Here is a 21865-nt window from a genome sequence, read left to right on the forward strand (position 1 = left end):
ATGCAGTACGGTAAGGTGCCGTCGGGTCCCCCGCCCGGGACCGGCGGGGGCTGCACGCCCTCGCACCGCATCCTGCGCAGGAGGAACCGGCGTGGCTTCGCTCGACAGCGCGAATCAGACCCCTGACAGTCCTGGGGCTCCTCGCAACGCCTCATCGTCCTTGCGGCGTGCGCTGAGCATCCTGATGTACCTGGCCGAGGACGACGGCCATCCGCACGGCACCTCACTCACCGACCTCGCCACCGGGCTCCAGATGAGCAAGAGCACCGTGCTGCGGCTCGTCGGCCCGCTGCGGGAAGAACGACTGGTGGATCAGGATCCGGAGAGCGGCCACTATCGGCTCGGGCCGCAGAACGCCCTGCTCGGGCAGCTCTACCTGGAGCGCCTCGACATCCGGCGCACCGCGTCGCCGTTGCTGCACCAACTCGCCCAGGACGTGCGCGAAGCGGTGCACCTGGTCAGCTTTGACCCCCCGGAGATCGTCTACATCGACAAGGTCGAGAGCCCTCAGGCCGTACGCATGCACTCCAGGGTCGGCGGACGCCAGCCCGCCTACTGCACAGCCACCGGCAAGGCGTTCCTCGCACACGCCGGGGACGACGTGCTCGACAAGGTGGTGGCGGCCGGCATGCCCGCCCGCACGCCGGCCACCATCACCTCGCCCGAGCAACTGCACGCCGAACTCGCCCGCATCCGTGAGCGCGGGTACGCCGTCGACGACGTGGAGAACGAACTCGACATCCGCTGCGTGGCCGCACCCGCCTTCAACCACAGCGGGGCCGTCGTCACGGCGGTCAGCATCTCCGGCCCGGCCTCCCGGGTGACACACGACCGCCTCGCGGAGATCGGACGGCGGGTCGTCGAGGCATCCCAGGCGCTCACCGGCCGCTTGGGCGGGATCGCTCCGACACCTCGGTGAACGTCCACACGTATATCGCGTTGTGGGGCTGCGGGTGGCGACCCTAGTGCCGTGGCAGGCAACGTTTGCCCGTTGAGGAGCGGCGTCCGGTGCGTGCTCTCGGTGTGCCGGCCGGAAGCCCTCGTACTGGATGTACTTGGGCTTTCGGCCGGTGCGGCGAGAGGGCGTGCCGGACGTCGCGACGGGGTGAACGTTGCCTGTCGCGGCACTAGGCTCACCGGCATGTCTTTGCGTCTTCGTATGCGTCAGGCGCTGCCGGAAGCCATGCGCGCCCGTGACAAGGCGGCGGTGAGCGCCTTGCGCACCACACTTGCCGCACTGGACAACGCCGAGGCGGTGCCCGTGGACGAAGCGGAGCTCCGCGGCTCGGCCCTTGAGCAGTCGCCGGTCGGTGTCGGCGTCACCGAAGCGGCGCGACGTGAGCTGAGCGAGCGCGGTGTGGTGGAGGTCGTGTGTGCCGAGGCCGCCGAACGACTGGAGACGGCAGCGCGGATGACCGCGCCCGCGCAAGCTGACCGAGCCGCGCGCCTCCGCGCGGAGGCCGCCGTGCTGTTTCGTCTCCTCGAAGGTCGAGGTACCGCGTAGCATGCGAAGCTTGGCCCGGCTGCCGAAGGCCCATCTCCACCTCCATCTCGAAGGCGCGATGCGCCCCGCCACGCTCGCGGAGCTGGCGGACGAGCGCGGTGAACAGATCCCGGACTCAAGCCGTGGCAGGTCGTTCGAGGACTTCACGTCCTCGTATCGTGTCGCCGCGCGGCTGGTGCGTGAGGGCCCGCGGGAGAACCTTCTGCGGCTGGTGCGGGAAGTGGTCGAGGATGCCGCCGCAGACGGAGCGGTATGGGTCGAGCCGCACTTCAACCCCCTGACCTACGAGACCGATCCGGACGCCGCGCTGGACGTGATGGACCTGGTGATCGACGAGGGCCGCCGTACCGCTGCCGGGCTGGGTATCGGCTTCGGCCTCCTGGTGTTCGCCCGGCGTAACGCGGACCCGGCGGAGGGCGTCGAGGCCGCCCGCCTCGCGGCCCGGCGTGCGGGGACCGGCGTGGTCGCCTTCGGCCTTGCCGGGGACGAGGCCCGAAACGCCCCTGAGCCCTTCGCCGAGACGTTCGCCATAGCCAGGGGCGCCGGGCTGATCTCCGCTCCGCACGCGGGGGAACTCGCCGGTCCTGACAGCGTGCGCGCCGCACTCGACGTGCTCGGTGCCCGGCGGATCGCCCACGGTGCGCGGGCGGTTGAGGACCCCGATCTCCTGGTCCGCCTCGCCGCGGAGGGCGTGGTCCTCGACGTCTGCCCCACCTCCAACGTCGCCCTCGGCGTGGTGAAATCCCTGTCCGCGCACCCTCTCCCGCTTCTGCTGAACGCCGGAGTCAGGTGCACCCTCAACGCCGACGACCCCCTCCTGTTCGGCCCGGGCGTGCTGGAGGAGTACGAGACAGCCCGCACGGTCTTCTCCCTCACCGACCCTCAACTCGCCGCCATGGCCCGAACCTCGGTCGAAGCCTCTGGTGCCCCGCGCGCACTGGTGGAGGAGGCGATCACCGACATCGGCGACTGGCTGGACACCTCTGACCGAGCAACCACGCCTCCGGTCCAAGGGGCCTCGCGGCTGCCGCACACGTAGGCAGCCCCAGCCCTGAGAACAGGCGCCTCCTCTCAGGGCTGTCGGCCAGAGGAATGCCGCACGTCGAACACCATCTGGTCCACTGGCGGCTCGCTTCCGCCTGGTCGTGCCGACCGCCGGCGTCGCGGTCACGCCGGATCAGGTCACCGTGAATCCCTCGAACGTGGCGATGCCCCGCGCGCCGTTCCAGCCGTTGGCCGCGGTCATGAAGACCCCGACGTCCTGGGTGGCGGCCGCACCTCCCGGCGTGGCCGTGCCCACCGTCGCCCAGGTGACGCCGTCCGTGCTGGCCTCGCCGGTGTACGAGGCGCCGGACCTGGTCAGCCGCAGCCGCACCGGCGCGGTGAAGGAGCCCGCCAGTTCGATCGAGTCGAAACGGCCGTCGCCGTCGGCGTCCCAGCTCAGCGCGCAGCCGTTGGACGGTGTGATCGCCAGGTTCACATAACCCGCGCTCCCCTGAGTACCCAGGTCGTTGCGGACGATGAGGCCCGCCCGGGCCCAGCCCCCGGACGCGTCCTGGGACGTGACCGTGACCTGGGCCACCGTCCCGTCCTTGTACCCGCCCGCCCGGTACACCGCCCCGAACTCGTTGGTGCCGCCCCACAGGTCGGCCCCCGCGCCCTCGATGGCGATCTCGTCGCCGGCCTGTCCGAACACCGCGTCGTTGTAGGAGGCGGTGCGGTACGGGTCGCCGACCCCGGCCGCAGCCATCAGCCGTACCGGCGCCACCACCTTTCCGCCACCCGCGTACGCCGCCGCCGCGACCACTCGGCCGACCAGTTCTGTAGGCGCACCCGCCAGCGAGACCTCGAAGCGAGCGGCGAACGTTTCTCCGGATGCCACCGACGCCTTGCCCACCGGATCGAGCGGCTTCACCGCCAAGCCCTCGGGGGCGGTGACGGAAAGGGTCACGCCGCGTGCCGCCGTGAACCCGTTCCTGTTGGTGAAGGTGACCGTCACCGTGGCGGGGGTGCCCTCGGCCACCGCTCCCCGGTCGGCACTCGCTGTGAGGGTCGCCTGGTAGGGAGTGGAGGCGAGCAGGTCGCGCACGCTGCGGGCCAGGGCGTACGAGGAGCCGTGGGGATCGGTCGGGTGTGTCTCGTGTGCGTGCGACCAGCGGTCCTCCAGGGCGAACCAGTCGATCGTCGCCGGGTCCTTTCCCGTGGCGAGCGCGTCGAAGTACGTCTGCCAGCGGGTGCGGTACAGGCCGCCGACCAGCCCGGACCACTCCCGGTTCGCATAGTCGTGCAGGCCCTCCTCGCTGCTGGCGCGTCCGCCCCAGGTGGTGATGAGGGAGCGGACGTCGTACTCCAGGCGGTCCTTCTCGGCCCGGTCGGCGCCCCAGGAGCGTGCGTCGGCGAGCCACCTCCCGAGCAGGTGCGGGCCGGAGGTCGCCAGCAGGTCGTCGAGGAGGTCCATCCAGCTCAGCCAGGTCTTGGTCAGCTTGCCGAACAGGGCCTTGTCCCCGGCATCGTGGGCGGCCTTGATCTGCGGCAGCAGGACCCGGCTGCGGTTGGACAGGACCTGTCGGGCCACGTCGACGACGTCGTACCGGTAGGCCGAGCTGCTCCTCAACCCCGTTTGTACCGCGAGGAGTTCGGTGAGCGCGGCGTCGAAGGCCGTGGTGTCGTAGCGGTCCTTCTCCGGGCCCCAGGCGGCGGCCTTGTTCGCCGCCAGACTCGGGCGGGCGCCGAACAGGCCGTCGGGTGCCTCGCTCCAGGAGTCCGCGCGGGACATGCCGTACGCGGTGTCGCGGATCGTCTGCCAGGCCGCGGCCGCATGCCGGTCGGGGCCGCCGTAGCGGGAGAGGGCGTACGCGGCGAACCAGTCGTCCAGGTCCACGGTGCCGGGCGTCCAGGCCAGGTCGGTGAGGAGGGCGAGGGCGGGCGCGTTGTTGTCGGCGGCCTCCGGCATCGCCGCGATACCCGCGAGCGAACTTCCCGCCTTGTCACGCCACTTGGGGTACTGCTCCACCCAGTCCGGGGCGTTGGCGCCGATCGGGGTGTGGCCGCCGAAGTTCCAGATGCTGCCGAAGGCGTACGGGGTGCCGCCCCAGTCGCTCTCCCGGTCGGTGACGGTGGTGTAGCGGTCCGACAGACCGTCCACGATCAGCATCCGGCTCTTGTCGACGCCGTCGAGGAGCGCCTTGGACGGGTTGGTCTGCCAGCCGAGGATCGCCCAGACGGCCCCCGGGTGGGCCTTCTGCAGTGCCGACTCGACGGCCTTGGCGGCCTCGCCCACCGGCACGTCACCTGCGTTGCCGCCCTCGTGCAGCAGGTCCATCTTGTACATCGTGCTCTCGCCGAACCGTTCCTTCTGGGCCCGGTAGAACGTGGCGGCCACGTCCTCGAAGGCTGTCGTGCGCGGGTCGAGCCAGTCGGGGCGTTTGAAGGCGCCCCAGGTGCCCTGCGCCACCACCGCCGCGTCGCCGCCGTGCTTGGCGGGGAAGTCGTCCGGGACGCTGCCGTAGTAGCCCGGCAGAACCGGCGTCATGCCCAGGTCACGTACCCGGTCGATGATCTTCTCGGCGAGCGCGGCACGCTTCTCGATGAGCTGCCGGGAGATGGGCCCGCCGAAGCCCGACATGTTCTGCAGCAGCCACCACGGCTGTCGGGCGGGGGCCGGGATCCAGGCGCGCATCTCGGCGTCGGTGTAGTTGAACTGACGGAATGTGTCGTAGTAGACGGCGTCGCCGCCGATGTAGACGAGGACCCGGTTGACTCCGTGCACGGCCAGCACGTCCAACTCGTACTGCCAGGCGTCCCAGTCGCGGTAGGCGCCGGTGTACCCCTCGTTGGTGTCGTTGAAGGCGAAGCGGTGCGGCACATTGGCCGTTCCGGTTATCTCCGCGGCGGGCGCGGGGAGGGTGCGCGGCAGGTTCAGCTGCTCGCCGGTCCAGGAGACGGAGGCGTGCGCGGTCCGCCGCAGATAGGTGTGGAGGCCTGCGAGCAGCACGGCGGGGCTGGTGCCCTCGACCGTGATGTGCCCGGCCCGGCCGGTGACCCGGAAGCGGTCGGTGTCGTCGTTGACGGCCCGCAGGGTGAGCTGCTGGTAGTGGTCGGGAAGCAGCCGCTTCAGCGCTGCCGCCGCGGGCGCGGTGTCGAACAGGGTGCCGCCCGCCGCGTACGCGCCCTGCGGACGGGCCAGCAGCGCGGCGCCGCCCAGCGCGACCGCGCCCGTGAGGATCCGTCTGCGGGTGACACCTGTGAGGTCGAGGTCGCCTCGGTTGTCGTGCATGAACGTCCTTCCGACAGAGCTCAGTTGATCGTCATGGCGAAGATGTGCAGCGCGGGAACGCCCGACTGGAGGCCGTCGCTGACCTTGGGCAGGACCAGGGAACGCAGTTCCTTGCCGGCCACCAGATCGACGCCGAAGGTGAACAGGCTGACGGGGTTGTCGTCCCGGCCGGTGGTGATGTGGCGGTAGGGCAGCACCACGGCGGCGGAGGAGTTCGTCCCGTACCAGTCGGGGACGGCGACCGAGAACGCCTGCTCGGTCCCGTCGGCGTAGGCGACCTTGCCGTCGCCCTTGCCCTCGCCCCAGGTGCTGGTGCCGAGGAAGGACAGCCGGGAACCGGAGCCGGACAGCAGCACGGTCTGGCCGGAGGAGACGACGTTGTCCTTGCTGCCGGGCCGGGTGTCCGGCCAGGTGAAGGGCACCCCGTCGTAGGTGACCGTGGCGCCCGGAGTGAGCCCCACCGACGCCAGCGCCTGCGCGGAGAGACTGGAGTTCGAGCCGTCGATGTTCGCGACGGTGAGGGCGTCGTCGGAGGCGATCCCCGCGTTGTCGAAGGCCCCGGGCAGCGAGCGGTACGGCAGCGTGACGGAGGACGTGGCACGGGTGCAGTCGGACCCGTGGGGGTGGACGTCGAAGAGGGCGTGCGCGGTGAACACGATCCGGCCCTCCGCGTCGTCGGCGAGGCGGGTTCGCCAGGTGCGGGTCACCGACCGTCCGGGGGCGAGGTCGCCCAGGCCGTCCTGTTCGGCGGAGTCGTCCACGGCGAGGTAGAGCACGGTGCCGCGCAGCGTGATCGTGGCGGTGTTGGTGAGGGTGGCCGTCAAGGTCACGGACTTGCCGGCCTCGGGTGCGGACGGGGCGACGGTGAGCGAGACGGGCGGCGAGAGGAAGTCCTCCTCGGGACGGTAGACGGTCACGAATCCTCCACGCTGAAGTGGTCGAACACGGCCTGGACCGTCGTGCCGGGGTAGTTGAGGTTCACGGCGCTCGCCACCACGCCCGCGTCCAGGGCGCCGCTCGCGGAGGGAACGGTCGCGCTCGCGGTCTCGTTCCAGGAGAGGCCGTTGTTGGTACTCGTGTACGCGGTGTAGGTGGTGCCGGAGCGGACCAGGCGCAGCCAGGCGGGGTGGACGGAAGCGCCGCCGCCGGCCCAGGTGTCGAGGTGCCCGTCGCCGTCGCTGTCGGTCATGAACTCCACGCCGTACGACTTCGACATGGTGAGTACGGCGTAGCCGCCCTTCTCCGGCGCGGTCAGCTCGTTCGCGACGGCGATCCCGTACTTGGCGGTGGGGTTGTCGCTCCCGGTGAGGCTGACCGTCTCGACCTGCACCACGCTCGACTCGGCGGCGGAACCGGGAAGGAGGATGCCCCCCTTCTCGTCGGTGCCGCCGGAGAGGTCGCGGCCACCCGCCCAGATCACCAACTGACTGCCGTACTGGCCGAACTTCGCGTCGTCGGTGGTGGCGAACGTCCGGTACGGGGCCGGCACCTCATTGGGCTCGTAGGGCACGGTGAACGTCTTCGCGGACCGCGCGCAGTCGCTGCTGTGCTCGTCGACGTCGAAGACCAGGTGCGCGGTGAACGACACGTTCCCTGCCATGTCGGCCGGGAGCGTCGTCTCCCAGCGCCGGGTTGTCTTCGCGCCGGGCCGCAGGTCGCCGAGCGGGATGGTCTTCGCCGCCGTGGTGGCTCGGGGGTTGATCAGATGGAGCACGGCGTTGAGGAGGGGGAAGGGACAGCCGTTGGTGAGGACCGCGGTGGCGGTGACCGCGTCACCGCCGGCCGGCTCCGCCGGCTGCGTGGTGACGGTGAGAGTGGGGCCCAGGGTGTCGAACTGGGTACCGTTGCTGATTCCCATGCCGCTCACCGGGCCCAGTCGACGGTGAAGACGTTGGCGATGTCGCTGGGCAGGGAGGACGGAACGGTGATGTTGATCTTTCCGTCGCCGCGGGTCCACCTCAGACTGCCGCTCGTGCCGAGCAGCCGGACCCGGGACGTGGCGCTGATGGGGATGTCGCCGGGCACCGAGAGGGTGCCGCTGGGCTTGCCCAGCACGATGATGTTGAACTTGCCGGGGGAGACGGTGTAGCGGATGCCGGGCGAACTGCCCTCCTCCTCCGCCCGCACCCAGGGCGTCGAACCGTAGATCGCGGGGCCGTTGACCTTCAGCCAGGCGCCGATGTCCGTCAGCCGCTCCTGCATGATCTCGGGGATCGTGCCGTCCGGCTTGGGGCCGATGTTGAGCAGCAGGTTGCCGTTCTTGCTGGTGACGTCGGCGAGCAGGTGAACGAGGAACTCGGAGGTCTTGTAGTCCTCCTCGACCTCGAACTTGTTGTAGCCCCAGGAGTAGCCCATCGTGATGCAGCACTCCCACTTCTGGGGGTCCATCGTGGGGTTGGTGCGCTGTTCGTAGGTGGCGAAGTCGAAGTGCGTGTCGAAGCGGTCGTTGACCACGACACCTTTCGGCGTTCTCCGGTTCTTGGCCTGGTTGTAGTAGTGGGCGAGGGCCTCCTCGCTGCGCCACGGCGGCTCGCCGGTGGGCCGGAACCACTGGCCGTCCGCCCACAGCAGTTCCGGGTCGTAGCGGTCGATGATCTCGTACAGCTGCTTCAGTTCGTAGTCGCCGATGTAGTCGTCGACCGGCCTGTATCCCGTCATCGGGACCTCTTGACCGGTGTAGAAGTTCTTCATCGGCCGGCCGATCGACGGGTTGAAGAACTCGCCGAGCGAGTAGTACAGGCCGGGCCGTACGGTGCCGCGCCTGCGGGCGGCCGTCATCAGCTCGCCGACCAGGTCGCGCTTCGGGCCGTACTTTCCGGCATGACGGTCCGTCACCTCGCTGGGCCACAGGGCGAATCCGTCGTGGTGCTTGCTGGTCAGCGCGAAGTACTCGGCACCCGCCTGCTCGAACAGCCGCACCCAGGCGTCCGGGTCGTAGTTCTCGGCGGTGAACCGCGGGATGAAGTCGTCGTAGAGGAAGTCCTGGCCGTAGGTGTCGCGGTGGTACTTCCAGGTGGGATCGTTCTCGAAGCTCTGGTACCAGAGGTACCACTCGGCGGCCATCTGCCGGGCGGAACCGGCGGGGACCGAGTAGACACCCCAGTGCACGAAGATGCCGAACTTGGCGTCCTTGTACCAGCGCGGCACCGGGTGGGTGTCGAGGGATGCCTTGGTGGGCTGGTAGTCGGGGATGCCCGGGGCTCCGGACGTGGTACCCGAGGTGAGCGCCTGGGCGGTGCCGGGCGGGGCGAGCAGCACCGCGCCGCCGAGGGCGGCAGCGGTGGTCATGAAGTGTCTGCGGCTGACTGGCATCAACATGCCTCTCACTGGGTGGAGAAGGAGTCAAAAAGGGCGGTCGTGATCTGACCGGGGTAGTTGAGGTTGACCGCGCTCGCGACCAGACCTGCGTCGCCGGTTCCGCTCGCGGAGGGAACGGTGGCGGTGGCGACCTGCTGCCAGGCGGTGCCGTCGGAACTGGCGTACGCGGTGTACGCGGTGCCGTCGCGGACGATCTTCAGCCAGGCCGGGTGGTACGAACTGCCGCCCCCGGCCCAGGTGTCGAGCTTTCCGTCACCGTCGCTGTCGGTCAGGAACTCCAGGCCGTACTGCGCGGACATGGTGAGCACCGCGTACCCGCCGGCCTCGGGCGCGGTGAGGTCGTTGGCCACGGCGATCCCCGCCTTGGCGGACGGGCCGCTGCCGGTCTGACCGACGACCCGGGCGGTCACGGTGCCGGACGACGGCGCGGCGTCGGCGAGGTAGATGGCCGCCTTCTCGTCCTTCCAGCCGGACAGGTCCTGGCCGCCCGCCCAGATGGCGAACTGGTCGCCGTTCTGGGCGTATTGGGCCTTCTCGGTGGTGGTGGCGGCCGTCAGATACGGCGCCCGCACCTCGGACGGAGCGGGGGTCACCGTGGCGTCCACACTGTCGGAGTCGCGCCGTGTCCGGCCGTCCTGGACGAAGGAGGTGCGTACGCCGATCTGGTGGGTGCCCCAGGCCGCGTCGGCCGCGGGGGTCACCGTCCAGGTTACGGCGACGCTGTCGCCCGGAGCGAGGGAGCTGGTCCTCGTGCTGCCGGCCGGTGCGGCGGACCAGCCGTCGGGGAGGTCGAGGCGCGTGCTGATCTCGGTGACCGCTTTGGTGCCGGTGTTGGTGACGGTCGACGTGATCTTCGTGCCGTCGCCGCCGGCTTGCAGGGTCGGCCGGTAGGGGGTGAGCCGGACGCGGGCCGACGGGCAGTCGCGGCCCGCCCCGAGAGTGGTGAGGTCGACGGCGTCGGCGAAGGCCTTCATCCCGACGTCGTTGGGGTGCAGATGGTCACCGGAGTCGAACGCGGCGGCGTAGCGGGTGGGGTCGTCGGGGTCCCGTACGGCCTTGTCGAAGTCGGCGTAGCCGTCGAGGACGCCGCCGTCGCGCACGAACGTGTTGACCTTCTGCCGGTCGGCCTCCTTGGCCTCCGTCCACCAGTCGCCCCAGCCGCGATACGGCACGACCGTCGCGCCGATCACGCGCAGCCCGCGTTCGTGGGCGCGGCGCACGATCTCCTTCATGCCGTCGATCACCTGATCACCGGTGGCGCCGCCCCAGCTGAGGTCGTTGACGCCCTCGAAGAGGACCACCGTCCGGGCGCCCGGCTGCGACAGCACGTCGCGCTCCAGCCGGTCCAGCGCCGACGGGTTGCCGTCCACGCCGGCCGTGATCCGGTTGCCGCTGATGCCCTCGTTCAGCACCCCGGCGGTGGACGAACAGGCCGACAGCCGGCCCGCGAGATAGTCGGGCCAGCGCCGGTTGGCGTTCGAGGTGGAGGCCGCGCCGTCGGTGATGGAGTCGCCGAGCGCCACCACGGCGCCCGCCGCGTTGCCGCCCTGTACGTCGACACCGGTCAGGAACGGGAAGGTGGAGTCGGTCTTGGTGAAGGCGTCCCCGTCGGCGTCCGAGGCGTGGTCGCCGCCGCCGTCGGGCGTCCAGTAGACGGTCTGCAGGCCCATCCAGTGCTGGCTGATGTGGGTGAGCCGGCCGGGGAAGTACAGGCTGACGACCAGGTCGCTGCGGGCGGGCACGGTGAGCTGGGTCTGGTCGCTGGCGGCCTGCCCACCGGCCGCGATCGTCACCTCGCTCTTCCCGCCGAACCGCAGCTTCTGCGGCTTGCTGACGGCGGAACCGCCATCCCGAAGTCCGACCGTCGCGTGTCCGATCGTCACCGGCTCGGTGGTGAAGTCGTTGGTCAGGCGGATGCGTACGCTCGACCCGCCGGCGCTCACCCGCACCGGTATCCGAACCGTCACCTCCGAGGTGCCGGGGTCGTACGCGGCGTGCTGGGCGGTCGCCCACGTCCCCGTCCACCCCTGCGCTGTGGTCTCGGCCGCGGCCGGCGCCACCGGAAGCAGAGCTGCCACCATGGCCGCCAACGCTGTGGCCAGGAGCGCGAAGCTTCGACGCCCCCGCAGGTGTTCAAGCCGTCTGGACACGGTTCCTCCTCAGGAACAGCCGCGGCCGAGGCCGAGCGACGTCAGGTCGATGGAGTCGGCGAATGCCTTCATGCCGGCGTCATTGGGGTGCAGATGGTCTCCGGAGTCGTACGCCGCGCCCAGCCGTCGCGGATCCGCCGGGTCCCGGACGGCCAGGTCGAAGTCGGCGTAGTCGTCGAAGACCTTGCCGGAGCCCCGGACGAACGCGTTGACCTGTTGTCGCCGCGCTTCCGTCTCCTCGCTCCAACCGCCCCAGGTGAAGTCCTTGTACGGGGTGATCGTGGCGCCGACGACCCGCATTCCGCGCTGATGCGCCCGGGCGGCGATCTCCGTCATCCCGGCGATGATCTGCTCGGCACTCGCCCCGCCGAGATCGTTGATCCCCTCGAAGAGGATCAGAGTCCTGGCGCCCGGCTGGGAGAGCACGTCCCGGTCGAGCCGGTCGAGCGCCGAGGGATTCGTCGCGGTCCCGGCGGTGATCCGGTTGCTGGTGATGCCCGCGTTCAGCACCCCCGTGCCGGGCAGGCAGGCGTTCAGCCGGGCCGACAGCAGGTCGGGCCAGCGCTGGTTCGTGTCGGGCGTCGAGTAGGACCCGTCGGTGATCGAGTCGCCGAGCGCCACCACCGCCCCGGCCCTCGGCGCGGTCACGTCGACGCCGCTGAGGAAGGGCCAGCTCGTGGTGGTCCAGGTGTAGGCGGCGCCGGAGGTGTCGGCGGCGTGGTCGCCCGCCCCGTAGTCCGTCCAGTACACGGTCTGCTGCGCCCACCAGTGATCGGTGATGTGCGTGACCTGACCGGGCAGATGGAGACTGACGACCAGATCGGTCAGGGCCGGCACGGCGAGTCCGACCGGGTCGCTCACCGCCTGGCCGCCCGCCGGGATGGTGACCGCGCGCTTCCCGCCGAACCGCACGTCGTACGGGCGCGCCACTGCGGAACCGCCGTCGCGCAGGCCCACGGTCGCGTGCCCGATCGTCACCGGGTCGGTGGCGTAGGCGTTGGTCAGCCGGATGCGTACGGAGGAACCGCCGACACTGGTGTGCACCGGCATCCGTACCGTCGCCTCGGACATCCCCGAGACCTCGTAGTGCTCGCTGGCCGCCGCCGCCCAGGTGCCCGTCCAGGCGGGCCGACCGGCTTGCTGACCGGCCTCAGCGGGTGCCACCGTCCCGGCCACGACGGCCGAGACCGCCAGGAGCAACGCCGCGAGCCTGCCGCGTATCCCATGCATCTGACGCCCCTTACTGTTCCGCTTGCTGTTCAACGCCGGTGCGCGCAAGCGCCTGGTACGCCTTGGTGGCGCCCTCGGCCCTGAGGTTCACGAACGCCGGGGTCACCCCGAGCGGCGCCGCGTATCCCCTGAGCGTCACTGGACCGCGGACGACCTTGCCGTTGGTGACGTCCCGCCACGTTCCGGTGGGCAGGAAGACATCCCGGGTGGTGCCTTCGTCGAGCTTCGGCGCGGCCAGCACGGCCGGGCCGAGCATCCACTCGTCGGCGACCGTGTAACTCGCCTCGTCCTTCGGGAAGTCGAAGAACAGCGGCCGCATGATCGGATCGCCGGTCCTCAGGGTGCTCCGCACCTGGTCCCAGATATAGGGGGCGAGCTTCCCGTGTGTCTTGATCGCCTGCCGGTAGAGGTCGACCGTCTCGCGGTCGTAACCGACCCACTCGCCGGTCGTCGCGTCCCGTACGCCCGTGGGCGAGGCCGAGGCGTACATCAGCGGCATCAGGGAGGCCGCCTGCGCCCAGCGGGTCAGGACCTGCTTGGTGGGCGGCGGGTAGCCGAGCGAGCCGCCGATCATGTCGGTCTCGACGAACGGGTAACCGATCGTGGAGACCGCCAGATTGGCCGAGACCGCGGCATGCAACCCCGCGAAGGTGGTCGGTTTGTCGGCCGTGCGCGTGGCGAAGCCCTGGGGCTGCGCGGCGTTCCAGGCAACCCTCAGCCCGGCTCCTTGCTGGTCGAACTCGTCGGCCAGCTCGGTGCCGTACTTCACGTAGTCGGCGCGGGTGGCACCCGGGTAGGGGGCGCACCGATCGTCGAAGAAGGCGGTGTCGAACTTGAAGCCGGCCACCCCCAACTCGTCTGTCTGGGCCTTGAGATCGTCGGTGTACCACTGCCGGGCGGCCGGGTTCGCCAGGTCGATCAGCCCGGTCCGGCGGCCGTTCCACCAGGTGAACAAACACGGCTTGGACGGGTCGGCCGGGTCCTTCAGCAGATAGCCGTTGTCGACGGCTTCGGAGAAGCTGGCGGCCGTCTCGGGCATGTACAGGCCTGTCCACATACCGAGGTCGAAACCGAGGGCGCCGAGTTGCTTGGACAGGGCGGGCAGATCGGGGAAGCGTTCGCCGAAGTCCGAGGCGATCACGCTCTCCTCGATCTGCACCGCGTGCCCGCCGAGCCCGGCGCCGGCCAGCGCACGGGCCCAGGCGAGGACGTTCTCCTGGGTCTGCTCGCCGTAGAGCTGCGCCCAGGAGTTCCAGAGCGGGGTGACGTACTGCTCGTAGGGGGTGTCGGAGCGTTCGGGTTTGCCGACCAGCGCGATGTGGTCGCGGTACACCTCGGCGGGGGTGTCCTCGACGAACACCGTGGAGGCGGCGGGCCGGTCTCCGGTGACGGTGAACTCGCCGAGCCCGTTGCCGCCGGAGTTGATCCGCACGTCCATCGGGTCGCTCGTGTCCGCCCACAGTCCGGTGGAGCTGGAGGTGAACCAGAAAGGGGAAACCACCTGGTAGGACGCCGGGCTGAACCCGGTGTCCACCAGTTGCCCGGAGTCCAGCGGCCACGGCTGGACCGTCTGGTCGCTGTTCTCGCCGTGCCCGTACCAGTGCCCGGCGCTGCTCAGGTCGTACGCCGTGCTCAGCGCGTCGGCCTGTGCGCCCGACAGGGACCAGTTCATGTCGTACCGGTCCAAGCGCAGGGTGATCCGCAGATCGACGGTGACGCCCGGCAGGTCGGTGGCGGCGGTGACGCGCAGGGTGTTGCCGGTACGGGTGCTGCCGGTGACCTCCCGGACGATGTGCCAGTCGGCGCCGATCCGGAACCGGAACGCCGCGGGCGCGGTGGCCAGCACGATCCGGCCCCCCTTCACGGTGGTGACGGTCAACCGGTCCGTGGCGACGCGCAGTTCGTAGGCGGGTGCCGTGAAGGTGATCGGCCCGGAATCGGCGGCGACCGGTGCCGTGCCGAGCAGCGGGGCGGCCAGGGTCAGCGCCGCCGCGCCGCAACGTACGGTCCGTCTCGCCGTGGGCGGCATCAGGCACCGCCGCCGCACGTCAGCTTGGCGTCGGCCCAGTCGGCGTGGTCGAGTGCGTTGCCGTCCCCGGCGTCCGAGACGACGAGTTCGAGCCGCCGCGCACCTGCCACGTCGACGTCGATCTCCTTCGTCGCGGTGTCCCGGTCGACGGTGCCGCTCTCGTAGACGGGCGTCCCGTCGGCGAGGACGGTGTAGGTGACGGTGGCCGGGCCGTCGGAGCGGCCGTAGGTCTCCTGGTCGAGTCCGAGCGCGGCGTAGAACGTGGTGCAGGTGCCGCCGAGCCACACCTGGACGCTGCTGGCGGCGTGCGTGCCGAGGCCCTTGTCGTAGACGGTGTCGTGGAGAGTGAGCGGCAGGCCGTCGCCCTCGGCGTTCTCGCCGACGGACTGGTCGCGTTCGACCGGGCCCCAGCCGTTGCTGCTGGAGACGAACTGCAGATCGCTGACATAGTGTTCGCCGGCCGTGAGCGGCGGTGGCTGCGCCGCCATGACCTGTTCCCCGGTCACCGAACCGGGCTTGCCGGCCCGGGTGAAGCCGGCGGTGGCGCGGAGGACGGCGACGGTGCCGTTCTTCTGGTCGGCGGGCACAGTGACGGTCCACTGCGCTTTCGCCGAGGCACCCGGTTCGAGGGTGCCGAGTTTCACCGGGTCAGCCGGGGCCGCGGTCCAGCCGTCGGGAAGCTTCGGGCTCAGGGTGAGGTCGCTGAGCGTCTTGCCGTTGCCCGGTACCGAGGCCGTCGCCGTGACCTGGTAGCTCTTGCCGGGCTCGACGCTGTCGGGGGCGTCGACGGTCACCCGCGCCGGGGTGGCCGGGTCGGCGTAGGTGGCGGCGTCGTAGGCCGGGGCGGCCACATCGGCGACCCGCAGCGAGGAGGTGACATTGCCGAGCGTGGTGAGACCGACCTTCCCGAGGCCGCCGCTCTTGGCGTCCTCGCTCCACGAGGCGATGGCGATGGTGTTCTTGCCGTCGGCGCGCAGGATGCCGTCCGGAATGGGGAACGTGTGCTGCGGACCGGTGTCGTTGACGTACTGGCCCATCAGCCAACCGTTGACGTAGAGGAGGGCGCGGTAGTTGCGGTCGGGGTTGTCGGTGATGGTGACGCCGACGGAGACGTCCTGGCCCGCGGGCAGCTGAGGGGTGAAGGTGGTGCGGTACCAGGCGATTCCGGGGGTGGTGTCACTGGTCGGCAGCGTGGCGTTGTCCCAGGACCGGTCGGGGAATCCGGGCAGGGTCCAGCCCGAACGCTCCCCGTACAGGCCGCCGTTGTTCATGTGCCCGCGTACGGTGTCGACGGGCTGCTCACCGCCCCGGGCGCCCTGGACGCGCCAGGTGATCTGCGCGTCGGACCCCGCGAGATACGCCGTGGTCAGGCCGCGCGGCTGCTTGTGGTCGTCGCTGTTCCAGGTGAAGTCCTCGTTGTGGCCCATGGTGCCGACCAGGACGGAGATCACGTTCTCCTTGCCCTTGTGCAGCAGACCGTCGGCGATGGGGAAGGTCTTGCGGCCGGTCTGACTCGTCCCGGCGAACTTCCCGTTGATCCACACCGAGTACGCGCCCACCGCGGCGGAGCCGGTGTCCGGGTTGGTGGCGTAGGCGGTCAGGGAGAGGGACTTCTCGGTGCCGGTGGCCTTGAAGCGGCCCCGGTACCAGACGTAGCCGTAGTGGTAGCCGTACTCGTCCTGGTAGAGCACCGGCAGAGTCCCGGGCTTGGTCGGGTTGTCGGTGGTCAGCTTGTCGGCGTACGTCCAGGACGAGTCGTCGAAGCCGGGGGCGGCCTCGGGGGTTTCGGCGGACGTCTTCCAGCCGGTCAGGGAGGGGAGCCTGACGTCCTTCGGGCCAGGAACGGTGCCCGACAGGCTGCCGGACGAGGTCCGTTTCACGCTCAGGGGTACGCCGTTCCAGGTGACGTTCCGTACGCCGGACGGGGCGAAGACCTCCAGCGGGCCCGCTTTCTTCGCATCGCCGGTGAGGGAGAGCGTCGTTCCCAGGCCGGTGACGGACGCCGTGCGGACCAGTTCGGTGCCGCGTTCCAGGACCGGACCGGCTGCCGTGTCCTGCCGCCAGAAGTCGGCGGCCTGGTCGTCGGTGCCGATGAGCAGCAGCAGATCGGGGCGGCCGGCGCTCTGGACGAGGATTCGGGTCAGGCCGGAGTGGGTGTAGTCCAGCTTCAGGTCGCCGCGCTCGGCGTCCCAGGTGGCGTCCGCCTTGCCGTCCAGCACGGTGACCTTGGGCTTGGCGGAGTAGCGGAGCATCGTCTGCCCGGTGTCGCCCTCGCCGCCGTACAGCACGGTTTGTGTGCGGTCACCCGTCCGCGCGCTGGTGAGCAGCTCGCTGGTGGAGTAGACGAGCCGCTGGCCGCCGCCGAGGTCGTGGCCGGCGAGGAGGATCTTGCCGGTCTTGCCGTTGAGCCGTGCGGTGACCGGATAGGTGCCGTCCGGGGTCTTCCAGTCGAAGGTGGTGGTGGCGTCGGCATCGGCCATCGGGTCGCCGTGCCGGAGATAGAGGAACTGGGTGTGGGTGTCCGGGTTGGCACGCGCCTCGACGTGCACGGCGTCGTTGGAGGAAGCGGGGGCGTCGGCCGGATCGGTGGCCGTGAGCGGGGCCGTGGTGGTGTAGAAGAGGCCCTGTCGCTTCATCTCGTCGTAGTCGGCGCCGGTCTGGCGGGGCTCGCTGATCGGTGCGCCGTAGTCGTACGAGGTGTAGACCTGGCGCGGGTCGGCGAGCCAGCCCCAGTTGGTGCCGCCGTAGGTCATGTACAGGTTCTCGATGGTGGTGCCCTGCATGACCTCGTGCTTGTTGACGATCTTCTGGTAGGCGGGGCCCATCTTCTCGGGGCACTTCTCGTAGCCGGTGTCGCCCCAGGTCTGGAACCAGCCGGTGCCCGCCTCGAAGATCGACAGCGGTGCGTCGTCCTGCTGCCGCTTGAGGGTGGGCAGCCACCACTCGCCCTTGCAGAAGGAGTTGTACTGGTCCAGCTCACCGACGAAGTCCAGGCCCTCGCCGCCGGCGTACTGCGGCATCGGTTCGTTGCCGACGAGGGGCACGGTGATGCCGTCGGCCCGGACCTGCTTGGAGAGGTCGACGATGTAGTCGCGGCCTTGCGGGTCGTACAGCTCGTTCTCGACCTGGTAGAGCAGCACCGGACCGGTGCCGTTCGTGACCTGGTGGCGGACGAGGATCTTGTCGATCTCCTTGAGCCACTCGCGGGCGGCGCCGAGGTATTCGGGGTCGGTGGAGCGGGCCTGTCCCTTCTGCGTCATCAGCCAGCCGGGGAAACCTCCGCCGTCCGTCTCGGCGTTGATGTACGGGCCGGGCCGGGCGATGACGTAGAGCCCGGCCTCCTCGGCCATGTCGAGGAGCTTGTCGACGTCACGGATCCCGGTGAAGTCGTAACGGCCCTTCGCGGGGGAGTGGTAGCCCCAGTCGAAGTAGATCGATACGGCGTTCATGCCGCTCGCCTTGATCTTCTGGAGCACGTCGCGCCACAGGTCGGGGCTGGGCAACCGCCAGTAGTGGAACTCCCCGGACCAGACGAAGAGCCGTTTGCCGTCGACCTTGACGGAGTATTTGTCGTAACTGACCGTGTGGGGCGTGGGCTTGGCGGCTGTGCCTGTGGCCGCGCCTGTGGTTGAGGCCGCGGTGTCGGCCGGGACCATGGCGTGGGCGGGCACCGCGGCGGCGAGGACGGCGAGCAGCGCGGCGGCCAGTGCTGCGGCCAGGAGGGTACGCAGGTGTCCGGCTCGGGTAAGGATCACGAGGAGCCTCCCGAGCAGGTCACCTTGGCGTCAGCCCAGTCGGAATGGTCCGAGGAGACATCGCCGGCACCGTCGACCAACAGGTCCAGCCAACGGGCGTTCGTCACATCCACGTCGATGGCGGTGCCCGCGTCGGAGCCCCGCACCACCGGCGTCGTGGTGAGTGAGCGGCCGTCGGCGATCACCTGGAAGGAGACGCTGCCGCCGTCGCCGACCTCGTCGTCCACCCCGGCGGTGGCGGTGAAGCGGGTGCATCCGCCGCCGAGATACACCCGGACCTGGCTGTTCGCGTGGACGCCGAGGCCCTTGGTGTAGGTGGTGCCGCCGATGCTCAGCGGACGACCGTCACCCGCCGCGTCCTCCCCGTTGGAGGAGTCCTTCTCCACAGGCCCCCAGCCGTTGACCGCCTTGACCAGGGTCAGGTCGCTCACATAGGCGTCGGCTGACAGCGCGGGCGGTGGCACCTGCACAGCCCGCACACCGGTGACCGTTCCCGGACGGCCGGGCTGGGTGAGCTTGGCCGTCGCGGACAGGACGGCGTAGAGGACCGGGTCGCCCGGCGGGGTGACGGTGTAGTCCGCGGTCACGGTGCCGCCGGGCCGGACCTGGTCGAAGCGGGTCCTGTCGTCGGTGGTCGCGGTCCAGCCGTCCGGCACCTTCAGAGCCAGCTCGACGTTCGAGGCCGTCGGCGCGTCCTTCGGCACGCTGAGGGTGACGGGGACCTTGGTCGCGGTGCCGGTGGCCAGGAACGGCTCGGCGTCCACCGTGACGTGAGCGCCCGCGGCCGGCATGGCATAGGTCTTGGCGTCGTACGAGGGCGCCGCCACCGTACCGACCTTGATCCCGCCCGCCGAGGCACCGAGGTCGACGAGCTTCACCGAACCCGGGCCCGCACCGGCCTCGGTGGACCACACGGCCAGGGCGATGGTGTTGCTGCCCTGCTCACGCAGGAGACCCTTGGGAATGACGAACCGTGTCTGCGGTCCGGTGCTCGGCAGGTAGCGGCCGATCAGCCAGCCGTTGACGAAGATCTGGGCGCGGTAGCCGGTCTTGCCCCCGGCTTCGGCGAGATCCAGTGCGAGCGCGTTGTCCTGGCCCTGCGGCAGGTCGAGCGGGGCGGAGGTGCGGTACCAGCGCACCCCGGGCCCGGTCTTCCCGGTCTGCTGGGAGAGGGTGGTGCCCTTCCAGCTGCCGTCGGAGTATCCAGGCAGCGACCAGCCGGCCCGCTCTCCGTACAGCCCGCCGTTGTTGTACGGCCCCCGGGCGGTGTCCACCGGGTCCTCGCCGCCCCGGTCGCCCTGGATCTTCCAGGTGAGGGTGGAGGCCCCGCCGATCACCTCGGCACTGAGCAGACCGCGCGGCTCCTTGGAGTAGTCGTGGCCCCATTCCTCGTTGTGGCCCGCGTTCTCCACGAGGACGGAGAGGACGTTGTCCCCGCCGTCTCCACCGGCTTTCAGCGTGCCCGCCGGGATGTCGAAGGTGTGCGCGCCGTCGCCGGAGCTGCCGAGGTAGCGGCCGTTGAGCCACACCGCGTACTGGCCGGTGTTGCCGGTCTTGGCGTCGAGGGCGAGCGCGGTCGCCCCGCCGGTGGTCTTGAACCGGCCGCGGTACCAGACGTCGCCGTGGTGGAAGCCGTACTCGTCCATCGCCAGAACCGGCAGCGACCCGGCCAGCGCCGCGTTGTTGGCGGTGAGGTGGTCGGGGGTGGTCCAGGTGGAGTCGTCGAAGCCGGGAGCGGCCTCCGGTGCCTCCTCCTTGTACTTCCACGTCGTCAGCGCGGGCAGCGCGACCGGGAGCGGCGCCTGGGTGACGGCGACAGCGCGGCCGTTCCAGGTCACCTTCTGGGCGTCCGCGATGACCTCGATCTTCGCGGCCTTGGTGGAGTCGCCGGTCAGTTTCAGTGTGCCGTCCGCCTGTTCGGCCGTACGGACCAGGGACGGTCCGCGTACCAGTACCGGGCCCGCGGCGGTGTCCTGCCGCCACCAGTGGGCTGTCTCGGCGGTGTCGGCGATCAGCAGTTCCATGCCGTTCACCAGCACGCGGGCCAGGCCCTTGTGCGTGTAGTTCAGGCGGAGGTCGCCGCGTGCGGCGTCCCAGGTGGTGGTGACGTCGCCGCTGAGGACCTTGACCTGGGGGCGCTCGGTGTACCGCAGCACGGTCTCGCCGGCTTCGCCCGCACGCCCGTACAGCAGTGCCACCTCCCGGTCGCCGATCCGGGCATGCGTCATGATCTCCGAGGTGGAGTAGACGAGCCGCTGCTTCTCGCCCAGGTCGTAGCCCGCGACGAGGAGTTTGGCGTCCCGGCCGTCGACGGTGATCGTTCCCTGCTGGGGTACGCGCGGGTAGTCGCCGTCCTTGCCCGAGAGGGAGAGGGTGGTCTCGTCCTTGTCCTTCACGCGGGTGTCGGCGTGCCGCACGGTGAAGAACTGGGTGCCGTCGTCGGGGTTGACGCGCCGGTCGATGCGCAGGGCGTCGTCGGTCGGGGTCGGGGCTTCGGCCTTGTCGGTGCGCGCCAGCGAGGTGACGGAGTTGACCATGTAGCCGAGGCGCTTGAACTCCTGGTACTTGTCGGTCAGTTGGCGGGACTCGTTGATCGGGGCACCGTAGTCGTACGACGTGTAGACCGCGTTGGGGTCGGCGAGCCAGCCCCAGTTGGTACCGCCGTACGTCATGTAGAAGGACTGGCCGCTCACCCCGGCGGCGATGTTCATCTTGCTGAACACCCGGGTGAAGTCGGTGCCGGTGAGCTTCGCGCAGTCCTGGTATCCGGTGCCGCCCCAGGGGTCGAAGGCGCCTCCCTGTGCCTCCGGGATGATCAGCGGGGACTCGGGCTTCCACTCGTTGACGTACGAGTAGTCGGGGAGGTTCTTCCAGGTGTCGGGGTCCTTGCAGTCGAAGCCCTGCGGGTAGGCGTCGAAGCCGTAGATGTCCGGGGCGCCCTTGCCGCTGACCCAGTTCTGGTTGGCGCCGCCGTCGTTGACGAAGGTGGGCACATCGATGCCGTCCTCCTTCGCCCAGTCGATGAGGGTCTGCATGTAGTCGGCGTCGTGGCGACCGCCCTGGTACTCGTTCTCGATCTGGTACAGGATCACCGAACCGGTGCCACGGGTGAGTTGGTGGCGCGCGATGATCGGGTTGATCCGGCTCATCCACTCCCGGGCCGCCTTCATGTACTCCGGCTCGGAGGTACGGTTCACGCCGGCCTGTGTCGACCGCCAGGCAGGCATGCCGCCGCCGGAGACCTCCGCGTTGATGTACGGGCCCGGTCGGGCGATCACATACAGGCCCGCGCGCTCGGCCTCGTCGAGCAGCCGCTCCACGTCACGGGTGCCGGTGAAGTCGTACGAGCCCGGCTTGGAGGAGTGGTAGCCCCAGTCGAAATACAGCGAGACCGCGTTGAATCCGCCCGCCTTGATCTTCTGCAGGACGTCGCGCCACGCGTCGGGGCTGGGCAGCCGGAAGTAGTGGAACTCGGCGCCCCAGATGTACAGGGGCTTTCCGTCGACCCGCACGGAGTACTGGTCGTAGGTGACGGTGTGCCGCGCCGGGGTCTGCTGATCCGCCTGGGCCGATGTCACGACACCCGCGCCGGACAGGGACATG

Annotated in this window: 12 protein-coding genes; 3 read left to right on the top strand and 9 right to left on the bottom strand. The window is 70.1% G+C overall.

The genetic code is table 11. From position 1 onward, the window contains the following. Window positions 1-91: 91 nt before the first annotated feature. The 3 genes from ABZ027_RS18400 to add all read left to right on the top strand — a co-directional run bounded on the left by ABZ027_RS18400 (window position 92) and on the right by add (window position 2543). Window positions 92-919: an IclR family transcriptional regulator gene (locus ABZ027_RS18400; RefSeq protein WP_356769442.1), complete on the top strand. Its 828-nt coding sequence runs from the start codon at window positions 92-94 to the stop codon at window positions 917-919. 264 nt (window positions 920-1183) lie between these two features. Continuing rightward, a complete protein-coding gene (locus tag ABZ027_RS18405) occupies window positions 1184-1504 on the top strand; it encodes a hypothetical protein (protein ID WP_356769574.1) in 321 nt (106 codons plus the stop codon). Between the two features lies 1 nt (window position 1505). Beyond that, window positions 1506-2543 carry an adenosine deaminase gene (gene add, locus ABZ027_RS18410; RefSeq protein WP_356769444.1) on the top strand — a complete coding sequence of 346 codons (1038 nt, stop codon included), beginning with the start codon at window positions 1506-1508 and terminating at the stop codon, window positions 2541-2543. 138 nt (window positions 2544-2681) lie between these two features. Here the strand turns inward: add and ABZ027_RS18415 are convergent, their stop codons facing one another. Genes ABZ027_RS18415 through ABZ027_RS18455 form a run of 9 tightly spaced genes read right to left on the bottom strand, consistent with a single transcriptional unit; the run spans window position 2682 to window position 21864 of the window. Beyond that, entirely contained in the window at window positions 2682-5780 is a 3099-nt protein-coding gene (locus tag ABZ027_RS18415; protein WP_356769446.1) for an alpha-N-acetylglucosaminidase, read from the bottom strand. 20 nt (window positions 5781-5800) lie between these two features. Further along, window positions 5801-6697 (bottom strand): beta-glucosidase, encoded by an 897-nt coding sequence (locus tag ABZ027_RS18420; RefSeq protein ID WP_356769448.1) that lies wholly within the window; start codon window positions 6695-6697, stop codon window positions 5801-5803. Further along, window positions 6694-7638 (bottom strand): hypothetical protein, encoded by a 945-nt coding sequence (locus ABZ027_RS18425; RefSeq protein WP_356769450.1) that lies wholly within the window; start codon window positions 7636-7638, stop codon window positions 6694-6696. The genes ABZ027_RS18420 and ABZ027_RS18425 overlap by 4 nt, the downstream gene beginning before the upstream one ends. A gap of 5 nt (window positions 7639-7643) precedes the next feature. Further along, the gene (locus tag ABZ027_RS18430; RefSeq protein WP_356769452.1) at window positions 7644-9068 is read right to left on the bottom strand and encodes an alpha-L-fucosidase; all 1425 of its coding nucleotides are present in this window, start codon (window positions 9066-9068) and stop codon (window positions 7644-7646) included. Between the two features lie 35 nt (window positions 9069-9103). Beyond that, entirely contained in the window at window positions 9104-11248 is a 2145-nt protein-coding gene (locus tag ABZ027_RS18435) for a GDSL-type esterase/lipase family protein (protein WP_356769454.1), read from the bottom strand. 9 nt (window positions 11249-11257) lie between these two features. After that, window positions 11258-12478 carry an SGNH/GDSL hydrolase family protein gene (locus ABZ027_RS18440; RefSeq protein ID WP_356769456.1) on the bottom strand — a complete coding sequence of 407 codons (1221 nt, stop codon included), beginning with the start codon at window positions 12476-12478 and terminating at the stop codon, window positions 11258-11260. Window positions 12479-12488: 10 nt separating this feature from the next. Continuing rightward, the gene (locus ABZ027_RS18445; RefSeq protein WP_356769458.1) at window positions 12489-14507 is read right to left on the bottom strand and encodes a TIM-barrel domain-containing protein; all 2019 of its coding nucleotides are present in this window, start codon (window positions 14505-14507) and stop codon (window positions 12489-12491) included. After that, window positions 14507-18262, bottom strand: a complete 3756-nt coding sequence (locus tag ABZ027_RS18450; protein ID WP_356769460.1) for a beta-galactosidase — start codon at window positions 18260-18262, stop codon at window positions 14507-14509. Before ABZ027_RS18450 ends, ABZ027_RS18445 begins: the two co-directional genes overlap by 1 nt. Continuing rightward, window positions 18259-21864, bottom strand: coding sequence for a beta-galactosidase (locus tag ABZ027_RS18455; protein ID WP_356769462.1), 3606 nt, complete (start codon window positions 21862-21864; stop codon window positions 18259-18261). The genes ABZ027_RS18450 and ABZ027_RS18455 overlap by 4 nt, the downstream gene beginning before the upstream one ends. Window position 21865 lies beyond the last annotated feature (1 nt).

The organism is Streptomyces sp. NPDC006332 (assembly GCF_040612855.1).
Lineage (GTDB): Bacteria > Actinomycetota > Actinomycetes > Streptomycetales > Streptomycetaceae > Streptomyces.